At 72.6% G+C, this 18,274-nt stretch carries 18 protein-coding genes; all 18 read right to left on the minus strand.

What is annotated here, in order from left to right:
- Positions 1-53 precede the first annotated feature (53 nt).
- The 18 genes from ACQVFL_RS22140 to ACQVFL_RS22225 all read right to left on the minus strand — a co-directional run bounded on the left by ACQVFL_RS22140 (position 54) and on the right by ACQVFL_RS22225 (position 18,061).
- Positions 54-1,067: a hypothetical protein gene (locus ACQVFL_RS22140; RefSeq protein WP_396693021.1), complete on the minus strand. Its 1,014-nt coding sequence runs from the start codon at positions 1,065-1,067 to the stop codon at positions 54-56.
- A gap of 42 nt (positions 1,068-1,109) precedes the next feature.
- Complete coding sequence (locus ACQVFL_RS22145; protein ID WP_396693023.1) at positions 1,110-2,054, minus strand: RluA family pseudouridine synthase; 945 nt, start codon at positions 2,052-2,054, stop codon at positions 1,110-1,112.
- Complete coding sequence (lspA, locus tag ACQVFL_RS22150; protein ID WP_431727518.1) at positions 2,051-2,725, minus strand: signal peptidase II; 675 nt, start codon at positions 2,723-2,725, stop codon at positions 2,051-2,053. Before lspA ends, ACQVFL_RS22145 begins: the two co-directional genes overlap by 4 nt.
- Before the next feature lie 67 nt (positions 2,726-2,792).
- Positions 2,793-3,212: a TraR/DksA family transcriptional regulator gene (locus tag ACQVFL_RS22155; RefSeq protein ID WP_117227075.1), complete on the minus strand. Its 420-nt coding sequence runs from the start codon at positions 3,210-3,212 to the stop codon at positions 2,793-2,795.
- Between the two features lie 282 nt (positions 3,213-3,494).
- Positions 3,495-3,800: a DUF167 domain-containing protein gene (locus tag ACQVFL_RS22160; RefSeq protein WP_396693027.1), complete on the minus strand. Its 306-nt coding sequence runs from the start codon at positions 3,798-3,800 to the stop codon at positions 3,495-3,497.
- 3 nt (positions 3,801-3,803) lie between these two features.
- Positions 3,804-4,391, minus strand: coding sequence for a hypothetical protein (locus ACQVFL_RS22165; protein ID WP_396693029.1), 588 nt, complete (start codon positions 4,389-4,391; stop codon positions 3,804-3,806).
- Positions 4,392-4,465: 74 nt separating this feature from the next.
- Positions 4,466-5,263, minus strand: a complete 798-nt coding sequence (locus ACQVFL_RS22170) for a DivIVA domain-containing protein (RefSeq protein WP_396693031.1) — start codon at positions 5,261-5,263, stop codon at positions 4,466-4,468.
- Between the two features lie 44 nt (positions 5,264-5,307).
- A complete protein-coding gene (locus tag ACQVFL_RS22175) occupies positions 5,308-5,613 on the minus strand; it encodes a YggT family protein (protein ID WP_111212523.1) in 306 nt (101 codons plus the stop codon).
- Positions 5,614-5,642: 29 nt separating this feature from the next.
- On the minus strand, positions 5,643-6,332 hold the full coding sequence (locus ACQVFL_RS22180) for a cell division protein SepF (protein ID WP_396693034.1): 690 nt from the start codon (positions 6,330-6,332) through the stop codon (positions 5,643-5,645).
- A gap of 193 nt (positions 6,333-6,525) precedes the next feature.
- Positions 6,526-7,269 carry a YggS family pyridoxal phosphate-dependent enzyme gene (locus tag ACQVFL_RS22185; RefSeq protein ID WP_396693036.1) on the minus strand — a complete coding sequence of 248 codons (744 nt, stop codon included), beginning with the start codon at positions 7,267-7,269 and terminating at the stop codon, positions 6,526-6,528.
- Between the two features lie 9 nt (positions 7,270-7,278).
- The gene (gene ftsZ, locus ACQVFL_RS22190) at positions 7,279-8,394 is read right to left on the minus strand and encodes a cell division protein FtsZ (protein WP_396693038.1); all 1,116 of its coding nucleotides are present in this window, start codon (positions 8,392-8,394) and stop codon (positions 7,279-7,281) included.
- A gap of 241 nt (positions 8,395-8,635) precedes the next feature.
- Complete coding sequence (locus tag ACQVFL_RS22195) at positions 8,636-9,415, minus strand: cell division protein FtsQ/DivIB (RefSeq protein WP_431729869.1); 780 nt, start codon at positions 9,413-9,415, stop codon at positions 8,636-8,638.
- Positions 9,416-9,447: 32 nt separating this feature from the next.
- On the minus strand, positions 9,448-10,923 hold the full coding sequence (murC, locus tag ACQVFL_RS22200) for a UDP-N-acetylmuramate--L-alanine ligase (protein WP_396693040.1): 1,476 nt from the start codon (positions 10,921-10,923) through the stop codon (positions 9,448-9,450).
- A 34-nt stretch (positions 10,924-10,957) separates the two neighbouring features.
- Positions 10,958-12,064 (minus strand): undecaprenyldiphospho-muramoylpentapeptide beta-N-acetylglucosaminyltransferase, encoded by a 1,107-nt coding sequence (murG, locus tag ACQVFL_RS22205; RefSeq protein WP_396693042.1) that lies wholly within the window; start codon positions 12,062-12,064, stop codon positions 10,958-10,960.
- A complete protein-coding gene (locus ACQVFL_RS22210; RefSeq protein WP_396693513.1) occupies positions 12,064-13,473 on the minus strand; it encodes an FtsW/RodA/SpoVE family cell cycle protein in 1,410 nt (469 codons plus the stop codon). Before ACQVFL_RS22210 ends, murG begins: the two co-directional genes overlap by 1 nt.
- Positions 13,474-13,968: 495 nt before the next feature.
- A complete protein-coding gene (mraY, locus tag ACQVFL_RS22215; RefSeq protein ID WP_396693044.1) occupies positions 13,969-15,102 on the minus strand; it encodes a phospho-N-acetylmuramoyl-pentapeptide-transferase in 1,134 nt (377 codons plus the stop codon).
- Complete coding sequence (locus ACQVFL_RS22220; protein WP_431727519.1) at positions 15,099-16,505, minus strand: UDP-N-acetylmuramoyl-tripeptide--D-alanyl-D-alanine ligase; 1,407 nt, start codon at positions 16,503-16,505, stop codon at positions 15,099-15,101. The genes mraY and ACQVFL_RS22220 overlap by 4 nt, the downstream gene beginning before the upstream one ends.
- Positions 16,502-18,061: a UDP-N-acetylmuramoyl-L-alanyl-D-glutamate--2,6-diaminopimelate ligase gene (locus tag ACQVFL_RS22225; protein WP_396693048.1), complete on the minus strand. Its 1,560-nt coding sequence runs from the start codon at positions 18,059-18,061 to the stop codon at positions 16,502-16,504. Before ACQVFL_RS22225 ends, ACQVFL_RS22220 begins: the two co-directional genes overlap by 4 nt.
- Positions 18,062-18,274 lie beyond the last annotated feature (213 nt).

Raw genomic sequence — 18,274 nt, forward strand, 5'->3', positions numbered from 1 at the left:
AACGAAACCTCGTTCAGGCCACACCGGGCGGCGTACCGATGTGTCCGCAACCGTCACGGTGTCGGGCTCGCTTCGCTCTCCTCGGCACTGTCCACCGAGGTGGAGGGTGTCTCACGTGGGATGACGGGGGGTGCCGACGACGGAACCACCGGTGATGGTGACGAATCCGTCACCTCCGGCGAAGCCGACGTGTCGCGCTCCGCAGTCGAGGACGGCGCGGGCGAGCCCGTCGCGGTGGTCGGCATCGGCGACGCGGTGTGACCGTGGTCGATCGGCGGCCGGACCACGTCCCGCTGCTCGGGCAGCGGCGGGGTGAAGACGGCGCGCTCCAACCGCCGTACCTCCGGGGCGGGGTCGACCACCCGCACACCCGGCCGGGCGGCCACGCCGCGCAACTGCGCCGGTGCGGCCCGGACCACCAGCGCGTAGAGGCAGGCACAACCGGACCGGTAGGCGGTGGCCTCCGCCGCCGCCACCTGCGCGCCGCTCTCGTAGAGCTCACGCAACTCGCGCTGCTGCGGTCCACCGCCGCCGAGCGCGGCGGCCCGCGCCCGGTAGTCGGTCGCCTCCCGCTCCTTGCGCTCGGCCAACCGGGTCATCCCGGCGGTCACGTCCTCCGGCAGCCGCTGGGCGGGGATCCGGACGATCTCGGTCTGTCGCTCCGGCAACGGCACCCGACCGAAGACCACCGCCACGCCGACGTCGCCGACGACCGCCGCCAGCGACTGCGGGGTGCGGTACTCGGTCAACGAGACCAGCGCGTACGTGCCGTCGGTGCGGGACGCGCCGCCCAGCGCGGCCAGGTCGGCAGCGGCGGTGCGCTCGTAGCCGGGGATGGAGTCGCCGTCGGAGACCCCGACCCGGGTCACCTCACCGACGGTGCGGTCCGGCACCGGCGGGCCATTGGTGGCGAGCACGGCGGTGGTCAGCACGGCGGCGCAGGACAGCACCGCCACCCATCCGAGCAACGGGACCCGGGTCGGCCCCTGCCCGAGCCGGGTCGTCGCGGCGGCGATACGGGGCAGCAGCCGCTGGTCCAACTGCCGCAGCAGGTCGCCGGCACGCACGGGCAGCCCCCTCGTCGGGTGGGTCGGGACGGGTGGGGCGCGTCAGTCGCGGAGGAGTTCCAGCGCACGTCCCAGGTCGTCAGGGTAGTCGCTGACGAAGCGGACCTCGTCCCCCGTACGGGGGTGCTGGAAGCTCAACTCTCTGGCGTGCAACCACTGCCGATCCAGCTTGAGCCGGGCGGCGAGCGTCGGATCCGCACCATACGTCAGGTCACCGACGCAGGGATGCCGCAGGGTGGAGAAGTGCACCCGGATCTGGTGGGTGCGACCGGTCTCCAGCCGGACGTCGACCAGGCTGGCCGACGGGAACGCCTCGATGGTGTCGTAGTGGGTGATGCTCGGCTTGCCGCCGGAGACCACCGCCCAGCGGTAGTCGTGGTGCGGGTGCCGGTCGATCGGGGCGTCCACGGTGCCGCGCAGCGGGTCCAGGTGCCCCTGCACCACCGCGTGGTACCGCTTCTCCACCTCGCGGTACTTGAAGGCCCGCTTCAGCACGCTGTACGCCTGCTCGCTCTTGGCCACCACCATCACGCCGGTGGTGCCGACGTCGAGCCGGTGCACCACGCCCTGGCGCTCGGCCGCGCCACTGGTGGCGATGGTGTGCCCGATCGCGGCCAACCCGCCGATCACCGTCGGCCCCGACCAGCCGGGGCTCGGATGCGCCGCCACGCCGACCGGCTTGTCCACCACCACGATGTCGTCGTCGGCGTGCACCACCCGCAGTCCCGGCACCGCCTGCGGCACCACCACCGGCGCGGTGGCCGGCGGCGGCAGCGTCACCTCCAGCCAGGAGCCCGCCCGCACCTTGTGCGAATTGGCTCGTACCGCGCCGTCGACGAGCGCGGCCCCGTCGTCGACGAGCGCGGCGGCGGCGGTGCGGGAGAGGCCGAACAGCCGGGCCACGGCCTGGTCCAGCCGCATCCCGTCGAGGCCGTCGGGAACGGGCAGGCTGCGGTGGTCGCCGCCGGCGGCGAAGGTGGCCGTCACGCCCGCTCCCGCCGTCCGTCGTCGGTCGTCGGCGCCTCGGCCCGGGGACCGGCGTCGGCGTCACCGACCGGCGTCGCGTCGTCGTCTGTGGCCGCCGGTACGGGCCGCTCCTCGCCCACGGCCCGGGTGCCGTCGCGCTGGCGGCCGGTGAACTCCAGACCGACCGCGAGCACGACCCCGCAGACCAGGGCGCTGTCCGCGATGTTGAAGATCGGGAAGACCCGGCCGTACGGGTCGAAGACGCTGATCATGTCCACCACGTGCCCGACGAACCAACCCGGGGCGCGGAAGATCCGGTCGATCAGGTTGCCGGTCACGCCGCCGACCACCAGGCCGAGGGAGATCGCCCACGGCACCGAGCGCAGCGTCCGCGTCATCCAGGCGATCCAGCCCAGGACGCCGACCGCGATCACCGGGAAGACGAAGGTGTAGTCCGAGCCCATGCTCCACGCGGCCCCGCTGTTGCGGGTCAGCGAGAGGTACAGCGCACCGCCGAGCAGGCGTACCGGCTCCCGGTCGCTCAACTCCTGCAGCGCCAGGTGCTTGGTGAACAGGTCGACCGCCACCGCGAACAGCGCCAGGCTGAGCAGGAGCGTGACCGGCCGGCGCCGCGACTTCGTGGCGGCGTCCGGCTCGGCGGTGCCGGGTCCCGCGGGCGGTGCTGCGCTCATTCGCTCCCCATCGACGATCGCGGCGGTGCGGACGCACCGCCGCGCACCAGTGCCGGGGAGACAGCCTTCAGCGCCGCTCCTCCAGCTGCTTGCAGGTCACGCAGAGGGTGGCCGACGGGAACGCGGCCAGGCGCTCCACCGGGATGGGGTTGCCGCACCGCGCGCACCAGCCGTAACCACCCTCGTCGAGCCGCTCCAGCGCGCGCTCGACCTGCGTGATCCGTTCCAGGATGCTGTTGGCGAGGGAGATCTCCTGCTCCCGCTCGAGCGTCTTGGTCCCGGTGTCGGCCTGGTCGTCCCCGGCCGAGTCGGTCAGGCGGTCGCGCTGCAGCTCGGTGATCTCGCTCAGCGTCTGATCGTACTCGGCGCGCAACTCGTCATGGCGGGCCGCCAGCGCGGCACGGATCTTCTCGGTCTCCGCGGCACTGCGGGTGGACTTCGGCGCCGGCTTGCGGCCTGCGGTCCTGGTGTCGGCTGGCTTGGCCATAGTCGCTCCCTCGGCCACGGCGCCACGGGAAGTCCGCGGCACCTGAACAGGGGCCGCCGACATCGGCTGCCCCAGGTACAGAACGGGCGCGCGGCGACCTGGCCGCGCACTCCGGAGGTTGGCAAGGATACGGAACGTACAGGCGTCCGACAATCTGCCGCACCGAAACGCACCATCCGCCCCGTTTCATGCCATTACCGGGGCACGGGGAACGCTAGCAGATCGCGACCACGTCGCCAGCCGGTTCGCCGCCCCCGTACCCCCGATCCGGGGTCCTGCCGGTCAGCCGGGCGGGGCCGCGCCGTCGCGCAACCGGGACAGCCGTGACACCGGCTCCGGCCCGGCGGCGGCGATCAGGAAGAGTTTGTCGCGGCTGGCCGCGCCCGCCCGCAGTGACACGGCCGACGGTCGGACGCCGAGCGCGTCGGCCAACGCACGACGCGCCGCCTCGGTGGCCCGTCCGTCCACCGCCGGAGCGTTGACGGCGATCACCAGGGCGGGACCGTGCGGGCCGTCGAACCGGCCACCCACCCGGGCCCGGGACGCCCCCGGCTTCACCCGTACGGCGACGGTGAGCACCTCGGCCACCACTCAGCGGCGGCCGGACTCGGAGAGCAGGACGGTGCCGGGGGCGCAGAGCCCACACGGCGTGAAGCCGAGTTCCGCCGCCTCGGCGGCGGGCAGCGGCTCGTGGTCGCGACCGACCAGATGCACGCACTCGGCCAGATGGTAGCGGGGCCGTCCGTCCACCACCCGGACCTCGTCCGGCAGCCGGGCCAGCCGGGCGGCCTGCTCCGGCGTGATCTGCTGGGCGGCCGGTTCGTCGTCGTACCCGTCGACCACCGCACCCTCGATGAGGCCCGCCGCGTCGACCGTCACCGGCGAACCGGGTGGTTGCCGCCACCCGGAGTCGCCGGTGTCGACGGTCGGCGGGACGTGCTGTGTCGGGATGCCCGACGGGCTCGCCTGGACGGTCGTCCCGGTGGCGTCGTCCGGCGGCCGGTCACCACGGGCCGCCGCGCGGCCGGTGGCGGCCTGGCGGGCGCCGGTGACCAGAGCGACGGCGGCCAGCAGGCTGGCGCCGATCGAGACGACCAGCAACGGACTGGAGCCACCGGCCAGACCGAGCACCAGCAGCACCACGGCGACGAGGATGAGCGCAAGACTGACGACTATCACCGCTCACCCCCGCCGCGTCGTACCGATCAGGCAGGGCGGGCGACCGCCGTGTCGACGGCGGTCACCGGCCCGAGTCAGCGACCGGCCTCGAGAGCACCGGAGCGACCGCCGCCGTAGGAACCGGCGAGCCCGGCGGCGGCCAGGCCGTTGCCGGCGGCCCGGTTGCCGTCCCCGCGGGTCATCTCGGCCTCCAGGCCCTGACCGCGACCGTCGAGGTCACGCAACTGGCTCTCCAGGTATGCCTTGAGCCGGGTGCGGTACTCGCGCTCGAACTGCTTGAGCTCCTCGATGTGCTTCTGCAGCGCGGTGCGCTTGGCGTCCAGGCCGCCCATGGCCTCCTGGTGCCGCTGGCGGGCGTCCCGCTCCAGCGCGTCGGCCTTGGCCCGCGCCTCACGGGTGACCTCCTCGGCCTTGGAACGGGCCTCGGAGAGCAACTGGTCGGCCTCGCGGCGCGCGTCGGAGACGTGGTCGTCCGCCGTGCGCTGGGCCATCATCAGCACTCGCAGCGCCTGCTGCTCGCCGTCACCGCCCGGCACCGCACCACCGGCGGAGCGGGTCTGCTCCAGCTCGGCCTGCATCGCGCGGGCGGCCTGCTCGGCGGCGGCCTTGTCCCGCTGCACGCGGTCGAGCTGCGCCTTGACGTCGTTGAGCTCGGCGGCGAGGCGGGCGTCACCACCGGGACCGGTCGGGGCGCCGCCCCGACCGCCGCGCTCCACCTGGGCGCGCAGCTCGTTGTTCTCCTCGATCAGACGGGCGAGTTCGCGCTCGACCTCGTCCAGGAAGGCGTCGACCTCCTCCTCGTCGTAGCCCCGCTTGCCGATCGGCGGCTTCTTGAAGGCGACGTTGTGGACGTCGGCCGGGGTCAGCGGCATCGAAACTCCTCGGGTCAGTTGCGGCCGCGATAGCGCGTCGGTCATCAGGCGGTCCTGATGATCGCCGGCTCTAACACAAACCTCATCAGCACGAACAGGATAACCAGGAGCACAAGGGAGGCCAGGTCGATGCTCACGGTACCAATTCGCAGCGGAGGGATCACACGCCTCAACGCCCAGAGCGGGGGATCAGTGACGCTCCACACGGATTCCAGTCCGGCCGATGCTCCGCGACCAGGTTGCCAACGCCGCCCGTACTGAAGGACGGCGCTCAACACGAAACGGGCCAAAAGAACGATCAGAAAGACATACGTGATCAGGTAGAGAACCTGTAGCAAGATCGACAACACGGCTTGTGGCGTCCCTCGGGTCGGGCGGGTCAACTCAGGCTGAAGAACCCACCCTCAGCGATCTTGGCCTTGTCCTCCGCGGTGACCTGGACGTTGGCCGGCGAGAGTAGGAACACCCGGTTGGTCACGCGCTCGATCGTACCGCGCAGCCCGAACGCCAACCCGGCGGCGAAGTCCACCAGACGGCGGGCATCCGCCTCGTCCATCTCGGTGAGGTTGATGATCACGGGTACGCCGTCCCGGAAGTGCTCGCCGATGGTCCGCGCCTCCCGGTAGGTGGTCGGGTGCAGCGTGGTGATCTGGTAGCGCTGCTCCTCCTCGGGCATCACCCGCTCACGCGGCTGCACCTGCGGCGCCAGGGCCAGGTTGTCCCGGGTGTGGTAGGTGGTCCCGCCGGACGAGTCGGCGGACGCCCGGGTGATCGACCGCACGCTGGACCGCTCGGACCGCTCCGGCCGCTCCGACTCCAGCCGGTCGGAGTCACCGAGGCGGCCTCCGGCGCGCTCGCTCAACCGCCCCCGGTCGCCGAGCCGTGGCCGGGGCGCAGGCGCCTCGTCCACCTCGTCGTCGTCATCGTCGGCGAACTCCTCGGCGTACCGGCTCTGCCGGTAACGCGACTCGCGGTAGCCACCCTTTTCGTAGCCACCGTCGTCGTAGGCCCGCTCCTCGTCCTCTTCGACCAGTCCGAGCCAGACCCCCGCCTTGCGCAGTGCACCCATCCCCGCGCCCTTCCCGTCCGCCGTGCGGCACACGCCCCCGCCGTGTCGCCTGTCGCGAGTGGGCCGTTCCTGCCCACTGGACCGGAACGGCAATCCTCCGACGCGCAATTCGCGTTGCACGTCACGCCCCCCGTGGCGAGGAAGGCCGTTCCCGCAAACAACACTGATGTAATTTGCTTCTCTCGCGGCCAGGCTACCGCAGCGTGGGACGCATTCCGAGCAACGCGCTACCGACGCGGACATGTGTCGCGCCGTGGCCGATGGCCGCCTCCAGGTCGCCGCTCATACCCGCCGAGAGCACCGTGGCGTCCGGATGCGCGGCACGCACCTCGGCGGCGAGCTCGGCCAGTCGGGCGAAGGCCCGCTCCGGTTCCCAGCCGAGCGGCGCCACCGCCATCAGTCCGGCCAGCCGTAGGCCCTGTGCGGCGGCCACCGCCTCGGTGACCGGACCGAGCCCGAGGTCCGGGTCGGCACCGGACGGCACCGCACCGCCCCGGGACGGGTCGCCGTCGATGCTGACCTGCACCAACACCTCCAACGGCCGGTCCCGTCCGCCGGCTGCGGCGGCCAACGTGGACGCCAGCCGCACGCTGTCGACGGACTGGATCATGTCGGCGTAGCGCAGCACCGACTTCACCTTGTTGCGTTGCAGCCGACCGACGAAGTGCCAGCGGGGCGCGACGCCGGCCGCGGCGACCTCGGCGGCCTTCGGGGCCGCCTCCTGGTCGCGGTTCTCCCCCACGTCGGTCACGCCGAGCCCGGCCAGCGCGACCACGTCGGCGGCCGGGTAGGTCTTGGTCACCGCGATCATCGTCACCTCGGCCCGGTCCCGGCCCGCGGCGGCGCACGCGTCGGCGATGCGGGCGCGCACCCGGGCCAGCCCGGCGGCGAGTTCGGCACGCCGGTCGGGTCGTACCAGTGCGGGGCTGTCGGTCATCGGTGCCGCTCAGGACCCGTTCTTGAGGAAGTCGGGCACGTCGACGTCGTCGAACAGCACCCGACGCGGCGACTGCGGTGGCGCCGGCACGGCGGGCGACGGCACGACCGGCGTGCTCGGCTGCGTCGGCTGGTTCTGGTTGGTCTTGCGCGGCGACTCGGCCGCCTTGTACGCCGGAGTGCCACCGTCGAATCCGGCGGCGATGACGGTCACCCGCACCTCGTCGCCGAGCGCGTCGTCGATCACCGCACCGAAGATGATGTTGGCGTCCGGGTGCGCCGCGTCGGTGACCAGCTGAGCGGCGTCGTTGATCTCGAACAGGCCCAGGTCGGAGCCGCCCGCGATGGAGAGCAGCACGCCACGCGCGCCGTCCATGCTCTGCTCCAGCAGCGGGCTGGAGATGGCCGCCTCGGCGGCCTCCACGGCACGGTTCTCACCGCGTGCGCTGCCGATGCCCATCAGCGCGCTGCCCGCGCCGCTCATCACGCTCTTGACGTCCGCGAAGTCCAGGTTGATCAGACCCGGCGTGGTGATCAGGTCGGTGATGCCCTGAACACCGGAGAGCAGCACCTGGTCGGCGGTGCGGAACGCGTCCATCATGCTGATGTTGCGGTCGCCGAGGGCCAGCAGCCGGTCGTTGGGGATGACGATCAGGGTGTCGCACTGGTTGCGCAGCTCGTCGATGCCGGCCTCGGCCTGCACCTGCCGACGCTTGCCCTCGAAGGAGAAGGGACGGGTCACCACACCGATGGTCAACGCGCCCAGCTTGCGGGCGATGTTCGCCACCACCGGAGCGCCGCCGGTGCCGGTGCCGCCGCCCTCGCCGCAGGTCACGAAGACCATGTCGGCGCCCTTGAGCACCTCCTCGATCTCGTCGCGGTGGTCCTCGGCGGCGTTCTTGCCGACGTCCGGGTTGGCCCCGGCGCCGAGGCCCCGGGTCAGTTCGCGACCGACGTCGAGCTTCACGTCGGCGTCGCTCATCAGCAACGCCTGCGCGTCCGTGTTGATCGCGATGAACTCGACGCCCTTGAGCCCAACCTCGATCATCCGGTTGACGGCGTTGACGCCGCCGCCCCCGATGCCGACGACCTTGATGACCGCCAGGTAGTTGTGCGGAGGTGTCATCTCCGGTCCTTTCCCTTCGAGATTGGCTGCTCCCCGACCGGCTTCGGCGTGGCCAGACCTGCGGTCGACTCGGCTGTCACCAGCGAGGTCGCGAGGCAAACCCTCACCCTCTACTAGAGGGTTACAGTTATGTCAACCACTGATCCTCTTCCGGGCAACGTAAGCGCAGCCGAGCGATGTGCCAAGGACCTTTCCGGCGTGTCGCCGGTGGAGCGGGGCGCCTCACAGCCTGATCGGTCACTCACCGGAAGGTGACCACGTCCGGCGCGCTGACGTCGATCCGGTCGGCCTCCTCGCCGAGCAGGGCGGTGGCGACCCGGGCCTTATCCGCCCCACGGGTCGCGTCACCCCAGAAGACCGTGCGGCCTTCGCGCAGCAGCACGCTGATCCGGGCCAGTCCCTCGACCCGTACCTCCACCAGCTCACCGCGCAACTGCGGAGTCAGCTCGCCGAGCACCGTCAGCCCCGCCCGGGTGTCCGGATCCTCCGGCCCGGCGTCGGTCAGCCGCAGCAACGGCAGGCCGTCCGGCCGCTGCGGCACCGTCCGGAACGCCACCCCGGACGCGTCGATCACGTCGAACTGCTGCCCACGCGGCACCACCGCCACACCGGTCCGCTCCGTCAGCCGCACCACCAGCCCGTCCGGCCAGTCCCGGTGCACGGTGGCCCGCTCCACCGGCGGCAGCGTGCCGATCCGGGCGGCCAACTCGGCCAGGTCGACCCGGGCCAGCGGCGCGCCGTCGGGCACCCCGGCCACGTCCCGCACCTGCACGGCGGTGACCAGCTCGGCGCCCTCCACCCGCATCTCGCGCACCCCGAACAGGCCGGTGCCCAGCAGCGTCCACACGACCAGACCGGCGAGGGCGAGCACGCCACCGGCCACCGCCCAGGGCAGCGCGGCGCGCATCCGCCGACGCCGGGCCCGGGCCATGAACCGCCGGGTCGAGGCGGGCACCGCGTCCCGGCCCGCCCGGACCAGTTGCCACCGCCGGGTGGGACGGCGACCTCCGCCGCCGTCCACACCGGTGCCGCGCCCGCGCGCCGGGCCGGGACTCATTCCGCCGTACGGTCCACGCCGAGCGCCGTGCCACCGCCGGCCGCCACCGGCGAACCTGCGGCCCGCGCGGTCAACGCGACGAGCAGCTCGTCGCCCATCAGCGAGATCGGCGGAGCGCCCATGGTCACCACCACGTCACCGGGACGGGCCCGCCGGGCCACCTCCACCGGCGCGTCCTCCCACGACTCGACGAAGACCTTCTGCGCCGCCGGCAACTCCACCGCCTGGATCAGCGCCGCCGAACCCTCGCCCGGGCCGCGCAGCTCGCCCGGGCCGAAGACCTCCAGCAGCACCAGCTCGTCGGCGATCGCCAGCGCCTCGGCGATCTCCGCCTGTAGGTCCCGGGTGCGGTAGAGCCGGTAGGGCTGGAAGACGACGATCAGCCGTCCCTCCCCGGCCACCTCCCGCAGCGTCTGCAGGGCCAGCGTCATCGAGGTCGGGTGGTAGGCGTACTCGTCGTAGACGAGCACCCCGTCCACCACGCCCTTGCGCTCGAACCGTCGGCGGACGCCGGGGAAGGCCGCCAACGCGGCCTCGGCCGCCGTCAGCGGCAGCTCCAGCAGGTACGTCGCCAGCACCGCCGAGGCGCTGTTGAGCCCCATGTGCCGACCCGGCACCGGCAGCCGGAACTCGCCCAGCGACCGGCCGTCGACGTGGGCCCGGTAGCGCACCCCCTGGGCCGACGACACGATGTCGCTCAACCGCAGGTCGGCGTCGTCGGCCTCGCCGTAGGTGTACACCCGCCGCCCCTCGGCGCGCAGCGTGGCCGCCAGCCGCCGACCGCCCGGGTCGTCGGCGCAGGTGATGACGAAACCCGCCGGGTCGGTGAGCCGGGCGAACTCGGCGAACGCCGCCTCCAGGGTGGCCAGGTCACCGTAGGTGTTCAGGTGATCGGCCTCGACGTTCGTGATGATCGAGACGAACGGCCGGTAGATGAGGAACGAGCGGTCGCTCTCGTCCGCCTCGACCACGAAGTACTCACCGGTGCCGTGGTGCGCCCCGGAGCCGCCCTCGGAGATCTCCCCACCGATCACGAAGGACGGATCGGTGCCGGCCCGCTGGAGCACCATGGTCACCATCGAGGTGGTGGTGGTCTTGCCGTGCGTCCCCGCCACCGCCACCGTGCGCCGGCCGGTCATCGCCGCCGCCAGCGCCTCCGACCGGTGCAGCACCCGCAGCCCCCGCTCCCGCGCCTCGACCATCTCCAGGTGGTCGGCGGGGATGGCCGAGGAATACACGACCGTGTCCACACCGTCCAGGTTGGTCGCCTCGTGGGTCATGTGGATCGTCCCGCCGAGCGCCCGCAGACCGGCCAGGGACGGCCATTCCCGCAGCTCGCTGCCGGAGACCGGCAACCCCCGGGTGAGGAAGAGCCGGGCCAGGCCACTCATCCCGACGCCACCCACCCCGATCAGGTGGATGTGGCCCAGGTCCTCGGCGGTCAGCGTGCCGGCCGGGCTGAACGTGGTCATCGGGACCAACCTTTCGTTCGGGAATCCGGTCGCTTCACCGGTTCACCGCCTCGTAGACGAAGTTCAGCAGCGCCTCGTCGCCGTCCCGCCGGCCGTACGCGGCGGCGGCGGTGCCCATCGCGTGCAGCCGCTGCGGGTCGCGGACCAGCGGGATCACCGTCCGCTCCAGCCAGTCCGGGGTCAGCTCGGCGTCGTCGACCAGCAGCCCGCCACCGGCCTCCACCACCGGCAGCGCGTTACGCTTCTGCTCCTGGTTGCTGTGCGGGTAGGGCACGTAGATGGTCGGCAGGCCGATCGCGGCCACCTCGGCACAGGTCATCGCCCCGCCCCGGCCCAGCAGCAGATCCGCGGCGGCGTACCCGGCATCCATGTCGGACAGGTACGGCAGGGTCACGTACGGCACCGGCAGGTCGGTCGGGATCGGCACCGGCTCGTTGCGGGCACCCATCACGTGCAGCACCTGGATGCCGTTGCGGGCCAGCTCCTTGGCCGCCCCGGCCACCGCCAGGTTGATCGACCGGGCGCCCTGGGAGCCACCGGCGACGAAGAGCACCGGCAGGTCGGGACGGAGTCCGAAGTGGGCGCGGGCGGCGTTGCGCATGGCGGCGCGGTCCAGCCCGGCGATGGCCCGGCGCAGCGGCACCCCGACCACCCGGGCGTCCCGCAGCGACTCGGCCTGGGCCGGCTGGTGCGGGAAGCCGACCGCCACGTGCTTGGTGAACTTCATGCCCAGCCGGTTGGCCACGCCCGGCGGCACGTTCACCTCGTGGATCACGATCGGCAGTTCCCGCCGCCACGCGGCCAGGTACGCCGGCACCGACACGTACCCGCCGAAGCCGACCACCGCGTCGGCGCGCACCTCGTCGATCACCTTGCCGGCGGCGCGGGCCGCGGTCCACATCCGGCCCGGCGTGCGGACCAGGTTCAGGTTGACCGACCGGGGCAACTGGTAGGCCGGGATGTTGCGCAGGTCGTAGCCGGCCGGCGGGATCAGCTCGTTCTCCAGGCCCTTGGGTGTGCCGAGGCAGGTGATCCGGACGCCGGGGTCGTGTCGGCGAAGGCAGTCGGCGAAGGCCAGCAGCGGGTAGATGTGCCCCCCGGTGCCACCTCCTGCGAGCACCACCGAACGCAGCGGACCCATCAACGTCTCCTCTCGTCCGCCGACCCGCCACGGCCCCGGCTCTCCCGGGTGCCACGCGGTGCGGCCTGGTCGTCCCTGCGCCGCTTGCGTGCCTGGGGTACGGACCCACGGGCAGCCGTCGGCGGCGCCGCGCGGCGGCGCCGGCCGGGAAGCGGCGGCAACGGAGCCCACACTAGTCGGACCCATCGGGCCGGCGGACGGGCATGCAGGGCCCGGGCCGCATCGGGTTCCGCCCGGGCGAATGAGGCCAGCATGCCGACGGCGGCGAGCGTGACGACCAGGGCGCTGCCGCCGTCGGAGATGAACGGCAGCGGCACACCGGTCAGTGGCAGCAGCCCGATCACGCCACCCATGTTGATGAACGCCTGGCCGACCAGCCACGCGGTGGCCCCGGCGGCGGCCAGCCGGCGGAACGGGTCGTCGATCCGGCGGGCGATCCGCAGGCCGGTGTAGGCGAGCACGGCGAACAGCACCACCACCACCGCGCAGCCGACCACGCCGAGTTCCTCGGCGATGACCGCGAAGATGAAGTCGTTCTCGGCCGCCGGCAGCCAGGCCCACTTGGTGCGCCCCTGCCCCAGCCCGGTGCCGAACCAGCCGCCGTTGGCGATGGCGTAGCGGGCCTGGACCATCTGGTAGCAGAGCGCGTCGCGGCAGTCGTCCAGCGGCGGCGGGTTGAAGAAGACGGTGAGCCGCGCCAGCCGGTAGTTCTCCTCGCCACGGACGCCGGAGCCGGCGCCGAGCGAGGCCACCGCGACCAGCAGTCCGATGCCGGCCAGACCGATCGCGCCGAGCGCGGCGAAGATCCGCAACCGCACCCCGGCCGCCCAGAGCAGACCGACCACCAGGGCCAGCAGGCAGAGCATGCTGCCCAGGTCGTTGTAGCCGACCAGGACGAACATCAGGGCCACCACCGGGAACAGCGGGGTGGCCAGTTCCCGCCACCAGCCCAGCGCCGCGCCCTTGCGGGCCAGCACGTACGCCCCCCACAGCACCAGGGCGAACTTCGCCAGCTCGGAGGGTTGCAGGCCGAACCCGAACACGTACAGCCAGAGCAGGTCGGCCTCCAGCGGGCCGATCCGGGGATCGCCGTCGGTCAGCCGCCCGTACGCCTCCAGCAGGTTCAGCACCACCAGCAGTGCCACCGAGACGGCCAGCGCCGGGCGACCCAGCGACCGGTAGGTGCTGGCGGGCAGCCGCTGGCAGGCCCAGAACACCACGATGCCGATCACCGCGAAGATCGCCTGCCTGGTCAGCGACGTCGAGGCGCTGCCGCCCTGCGCGTAGTCGCGCACGCTGGTGGCCGAGAAGACCATGGTCAGGCCGATCAGCAGCAGCAGTCCGGCGCTGGCGAGCAGCAGGTGGTAGGAGGCCAGCGGCCGGGACAGCAGGCCACGCAGCGCGGCCAACCCGCCCACCGCGTCCAGGCCCCGCCACGGCCCACCACCCGGTGCCGCGCCGGCCGTACCCGATCCGCCGGTACGACCGGTACCCGATCCGGCGTTCGCGCGCGTGCCGCCGGTCGCTCCCGATCCACCCGGCCGCGCCACCTCCTCGGTCCCGACCGCCACGGACGTCCCCCCGGCGGGCCCTACCCGGGACGACCGCCGGGCAGGCCGCGCGCCGTCGTCTTCTCGCACCTCCCCCACAGCGCCATCATCGCCGCTCCGGGGACCTGACACCGGCGGTACCGGCCGGTCGGCGTGTCGAACTTGCGTTCAGCCACATTCCGCTGCCTCCCGATCACCCTCCGACACGCCCGCCCCGCCGTCCCCACCCGCCCTGTCTCCGCGATCATGGAGTTATGGCTGGCGAAAAGTCCCGAGATGAGGCTTTCGTCCATGCCACCACTCCATGATCGCCGAGCCGGGCGAGGGGCGTGGGTGCGGGCGGGGTGGTGGGGGTCAGCCCATGTTGGCCAGGAAGTCGCTGTAGAAGAGGCCGAGGGCGATGGCCACACCGATGCCGGCGATGATCCAGAAGCGGACCACGATGTTGACCTCGCTCCAGCCGGCGAGCTCGAAGTGGTGTTGCAGCGGCGACATCCGGAAGACCCGCTTGCCGGTGGTCTTGAAGGAGATGATCTGGATCACCACGGACATCGTGATGATCACGAACAGGCCACCGATGATCGGGAGCAGCAGCACCGTCCGGGTGGACATCGCCATGCCGGCGATCAGGCCGCCCAGGCCGAGCGCGCCGGTGTCGCCCATGAAGATCCGGGCCGGCGAGGTGTTCCACCAGAGGAAGCCGACACAGGCACCGGCGGCGGCACCGGCGATCAACGCGATCTCCAGCGGGTCCCGGACCGCGTAGCAGTAGTTGTTCGGGTTGGCGGTGTACGACGGGTCGGCGCACCAGTGCCGGTACTGCCAGAACGCGATCACCGCGTACGCGCCGAGCACCATCACCGAGGCACCGGTGGCCAGACCGTCGAGGCCGTCGGTGAGGTTCACGCCGTTGGTCGCCGCCATCACCACGAAGATGAAGATGATCACCGCGCCGATCTTGGTGACGTCCAGCGCCGGGATGTCCCGGATGAAGCTGAGCGTCGTGCTGCCGACGGTCTCGGTGTTGGTCACCTCCCCGCTGGAGTCGGTCATGGTGGACGGGAAGTAGAGCGCCACCACCCCGAACAGCGCACCGACCAGGATCTGGCCGAGCAGCTTGCCCCGCGCGCTCAACCCGCCGCTGTGCCGCTTACGCACCTTGAGGAAGTCGTCGACGAAGCCGACCGCACCGCAGAAGACCATCAGACCCAGCAGCACCAGCGCGGTGATCGTCGGCTCGACCTGGGCGATCTGCGCGTCCGGCAGGGTGGTCAGGGCCAGGTGCCCGGCCACGTACGCGATGACGGTGGCCAGGATGAACACCACCCCGCCCATGGTCGGGGTGCCCTTCTTGCCCTGGTGCATCTGCGGGCCCTCGGCCCGGATCGGCTGCCCGGCCTTCAGCCGGGTGAACACCTTGATCGCGATCGGGGTGCAGAACAGCGAGACGAGGAAGGCCACCCCGATGGCCACGATGACCGCTCTCACGAAGCGTCACCCTCGCCGTCTGCGGCCGCCTCGACGCGCAGCGCGTCGGCCACCTCCCAGGTCCGGTACCGGGAGCCCTTCACCAGGACGACATCGCCCGGTCGTAGCTCGCTGCGCAGCACCTCGACGGCCGCCGCCTGATCGGTGAGCAACACCGACTCTCCTCCCCAGTCACCTACCGATGTCGCCCCGTGGTGAATCGGCGCCGCGGCCTCACCGACCACCAGCAGCCGGGCGACGCCCAGCTCGGCCGCGAGACGGCCCATGTCGGCGTGCCCCTGCGTCTCGAAGTCACCCAGCTCGGCCATGTAGCCGAGCACGGCGACGGTCCGCCTCCCGGTGCCGATGCCGGCGAGCGCGCGCAGCGCCACCGCCATCGACGCCGGATTGGCGTTGTACGAGTCGTCGATCACGGTCACCCCGTCGGTGCGTTCGAAGACGTCCATCCGACGGGTGGAGACCAAGCCGAGCGCGCCCAGCGCGACGGCCAGCTCGGTCAGCGGCATGCCCAGTTCCCGGGCCACCGCCGCGGCGGCCAGGCTGTTGGAAACCTGGTGCCGCCCGGCGAGCCCGAGCCGCACCGGCGCGTCCCCCTCCGGCGTCACCAGGGTGTACGCCGGTCGGCCACGCTCGTCCAGCGTCACGTCCTCGGCCCGGATGTCGGCGTGCGCCGCCTCGCCGTACCGGACCACCCGGGCCACGGTGCGGCTCGCCATCGCGTCGACCAGCGGGTCGTCGGCGTTGAGCACCGCCAGACCGTCGGCCGGCAGCGCCTCCACCAGTTCGCCCTTGGCCACCGCGATGTTCTCCTGCGAACCGAACTCCCCGATGTGTGACACCCCGACGTTGAGCACCACGGAGATGCGCGGCGGTGCCACCTCGCAGAGGTAGCGCACGTGGCCGATGCCCCGCGCGCCCTTCTCCATCACCAGGTAGCGGGTCGTCGGCCCGGCCTGCAACGCGGTGTACGGGTGCCCCAGCTCGTTGTTGAACGAGCCGGGCGGCGCCACCGTCTCCCCGAGTCGGGCGGTGAGCTGGGCGATCAGATCCTTGGTGGTGGTCTTGCCGGAGGAACCGGTCAGCCCGACCACGGTCAGCTCCGGCAGCCGGTCGACCACCGCCCGGGCCAGCCGGCCCATCGCGGTCAGCGCGTCGGCGACCACGATCATCGGTACGCCGGGCACCTCGCGGGTGCCCAGCACCGCCACCGCGCCGCCTTCCACGGCCCCCGCCGCGTAGTCGTGCCCGTCGACCTTCTCCCCGTCGAACGCGACGAAGAGTCCACCGGCGACGACCTTGCGCGAGTCGAACTCGACACTGCCGGTGACCTGTGCGGCGGGGTCGGCGTCGACCAGCCGACCGTCGACGGCCGAGGCGATCTCGGCCAGGCGCAGCGCGATCACCGCTGGCCCGCCAGGTCCCCGAAACGGGCCCGGAGCGCGTCGGCGAGCTCCGTCCGGTCGTCGAACGGGTGCGTCTCGCCCGCGATCTCCTGGCCGCGTTCGTGGCCCTTGCCCAACAGCGCCACCACGTCCTGCGGCTCGGCCAGCCGGACCGCCTCGTCGATCGCCGCGCGACGCCCGGCCACCTCGATGATCCGAGCCGCCGCACCGGCCTGGTAGGCACCGGCGAGCACCTCGGCGCGGATCGCCGACGGCTCCTCGGTGCGCGGGTTGTCGTCGGTCACCACGACCACGTCGGCTCCCTCCGCGGCAGCGGCACCCATCAGGGGCCGCTTGCCCCGATCCCGGTCGCCGCCCGCACCGATCACGCAGATCAGTCGGCCGGCGCTGAGTTCGCGCAGTGCGGCCAACGCGGCCACCACGGCGTCGGTCTTGTGCGCGTAGTCGACCACCCCGCGTACCCCGCCGGCCACGCCCACCGACTCCAGCCGCCCGGGTACGCCACCGCAGGCGGCCACCCCCTCGGCGGCGGTCGCCGGGTCGACTCCGGCGGCGACCAGCGCGGCGATGGCCAGCAGGGCGTTCGCCACGTTGTGCCGGCCGGGCAGCGCCACCCCGGCGGGCAGCGTCAACCCGTCCGGGCCGTGCGCGGTGAAACGCTGGGCGTACCCGTCGCCGTCGATCTTGTCGGCCCACCAGGTGGCGGTCGGGTCACCGGCCGCCGAGTAGCTGACCGTGGCCGGCCGGAACAGCGGCTCCAGCGCCGGGTCGTCGCGGTTGAGCACCTCCACCGCGCAGCGCCCGTCGAACAGCCGCGCCTTGGCCGCGAAGTAGTCCTCGGCGTCGGCGTGGAAGTCCAGGTGGTCGGAGCCGAAGTTGGTCCAGCCGCCCACCCGGAATCGCACCCCGCCGACCCGGCCCATCGCCAGCGCGTGGCTGGAGACCTCCATGACCACTGCGGTGACGCCCCGCTCACGGGCGGCGGCGAGCATCGCGTGCAGGTCGGTGGCCTCCGGCGTGGTCCGCACGCTGTCCACCACCAGGTCGCCCAGGCGCGTCTCGACGGTGCCGATCAGGCCGGTGGTGTGGCCGGCGGCACGTAGCCCGGACTCGACGAGGTAGGCGGTGGAGGTCTTCCCGGCGGTGCCGGTGACCCCGATCGTCAGCAGGTGCGCGGTCGGGTCGCCGTAGATCGTCGAGGCGACCGGGCCCAGCACCGCGCGCGGGTCGTCGACCACCAGGACCGGCAGTCCGGTGCCGGCGGCCGACTCGGCACCGGCCGGGTCGGTCAGCACCGCGACCGCGCCGGCCTGGGCCGCACCGGCGGCGAACTCCGCGCCGTGCCGGCGCGCGCCGGGCAGGGCCGCGTACAGGTCGCCGGGTCGGACCTCCTGACTGGCGTGGGTCACCCCGGTCACCAACGGATCGGCGCTGGTGGAGGGCGCCACGGTGAGCAGGGCGGCTAGGTCACCGAGCCGGATTCCGGTCACGGTACGGGGACGAGGATTGCCGCGCACGGCGTCAGACCCTACCCGGTCGCCCGGGCCCGGCCGCACGGCGCGCCTGAATCTCCGCCGCACGAAGTCGAACCGCAGGTGGCAGCCGGTGCACCCGACAGGCGTACCGCCGTCGGCGCGCCTGAGCGCGCGGTCACCGGGTGCCCGGCCACCGCAGCGGGCGCGATCCGGACGACGTCGTCACCGGACGACCATTTCGAGGCGGGCGGATTCGGAAAGACGACGCACCCGGGCACGGTCGCCGCAAAAACA

Source organism: Verrucosispora sp. TAA-831 (genome assembly GCF_050780145.1).
Taxonomy (GTDB): Bacteria; Actinomycetota; Actinomycetes; order Mycobacteriales; family Micromonosporaceae; genus Micromonospora.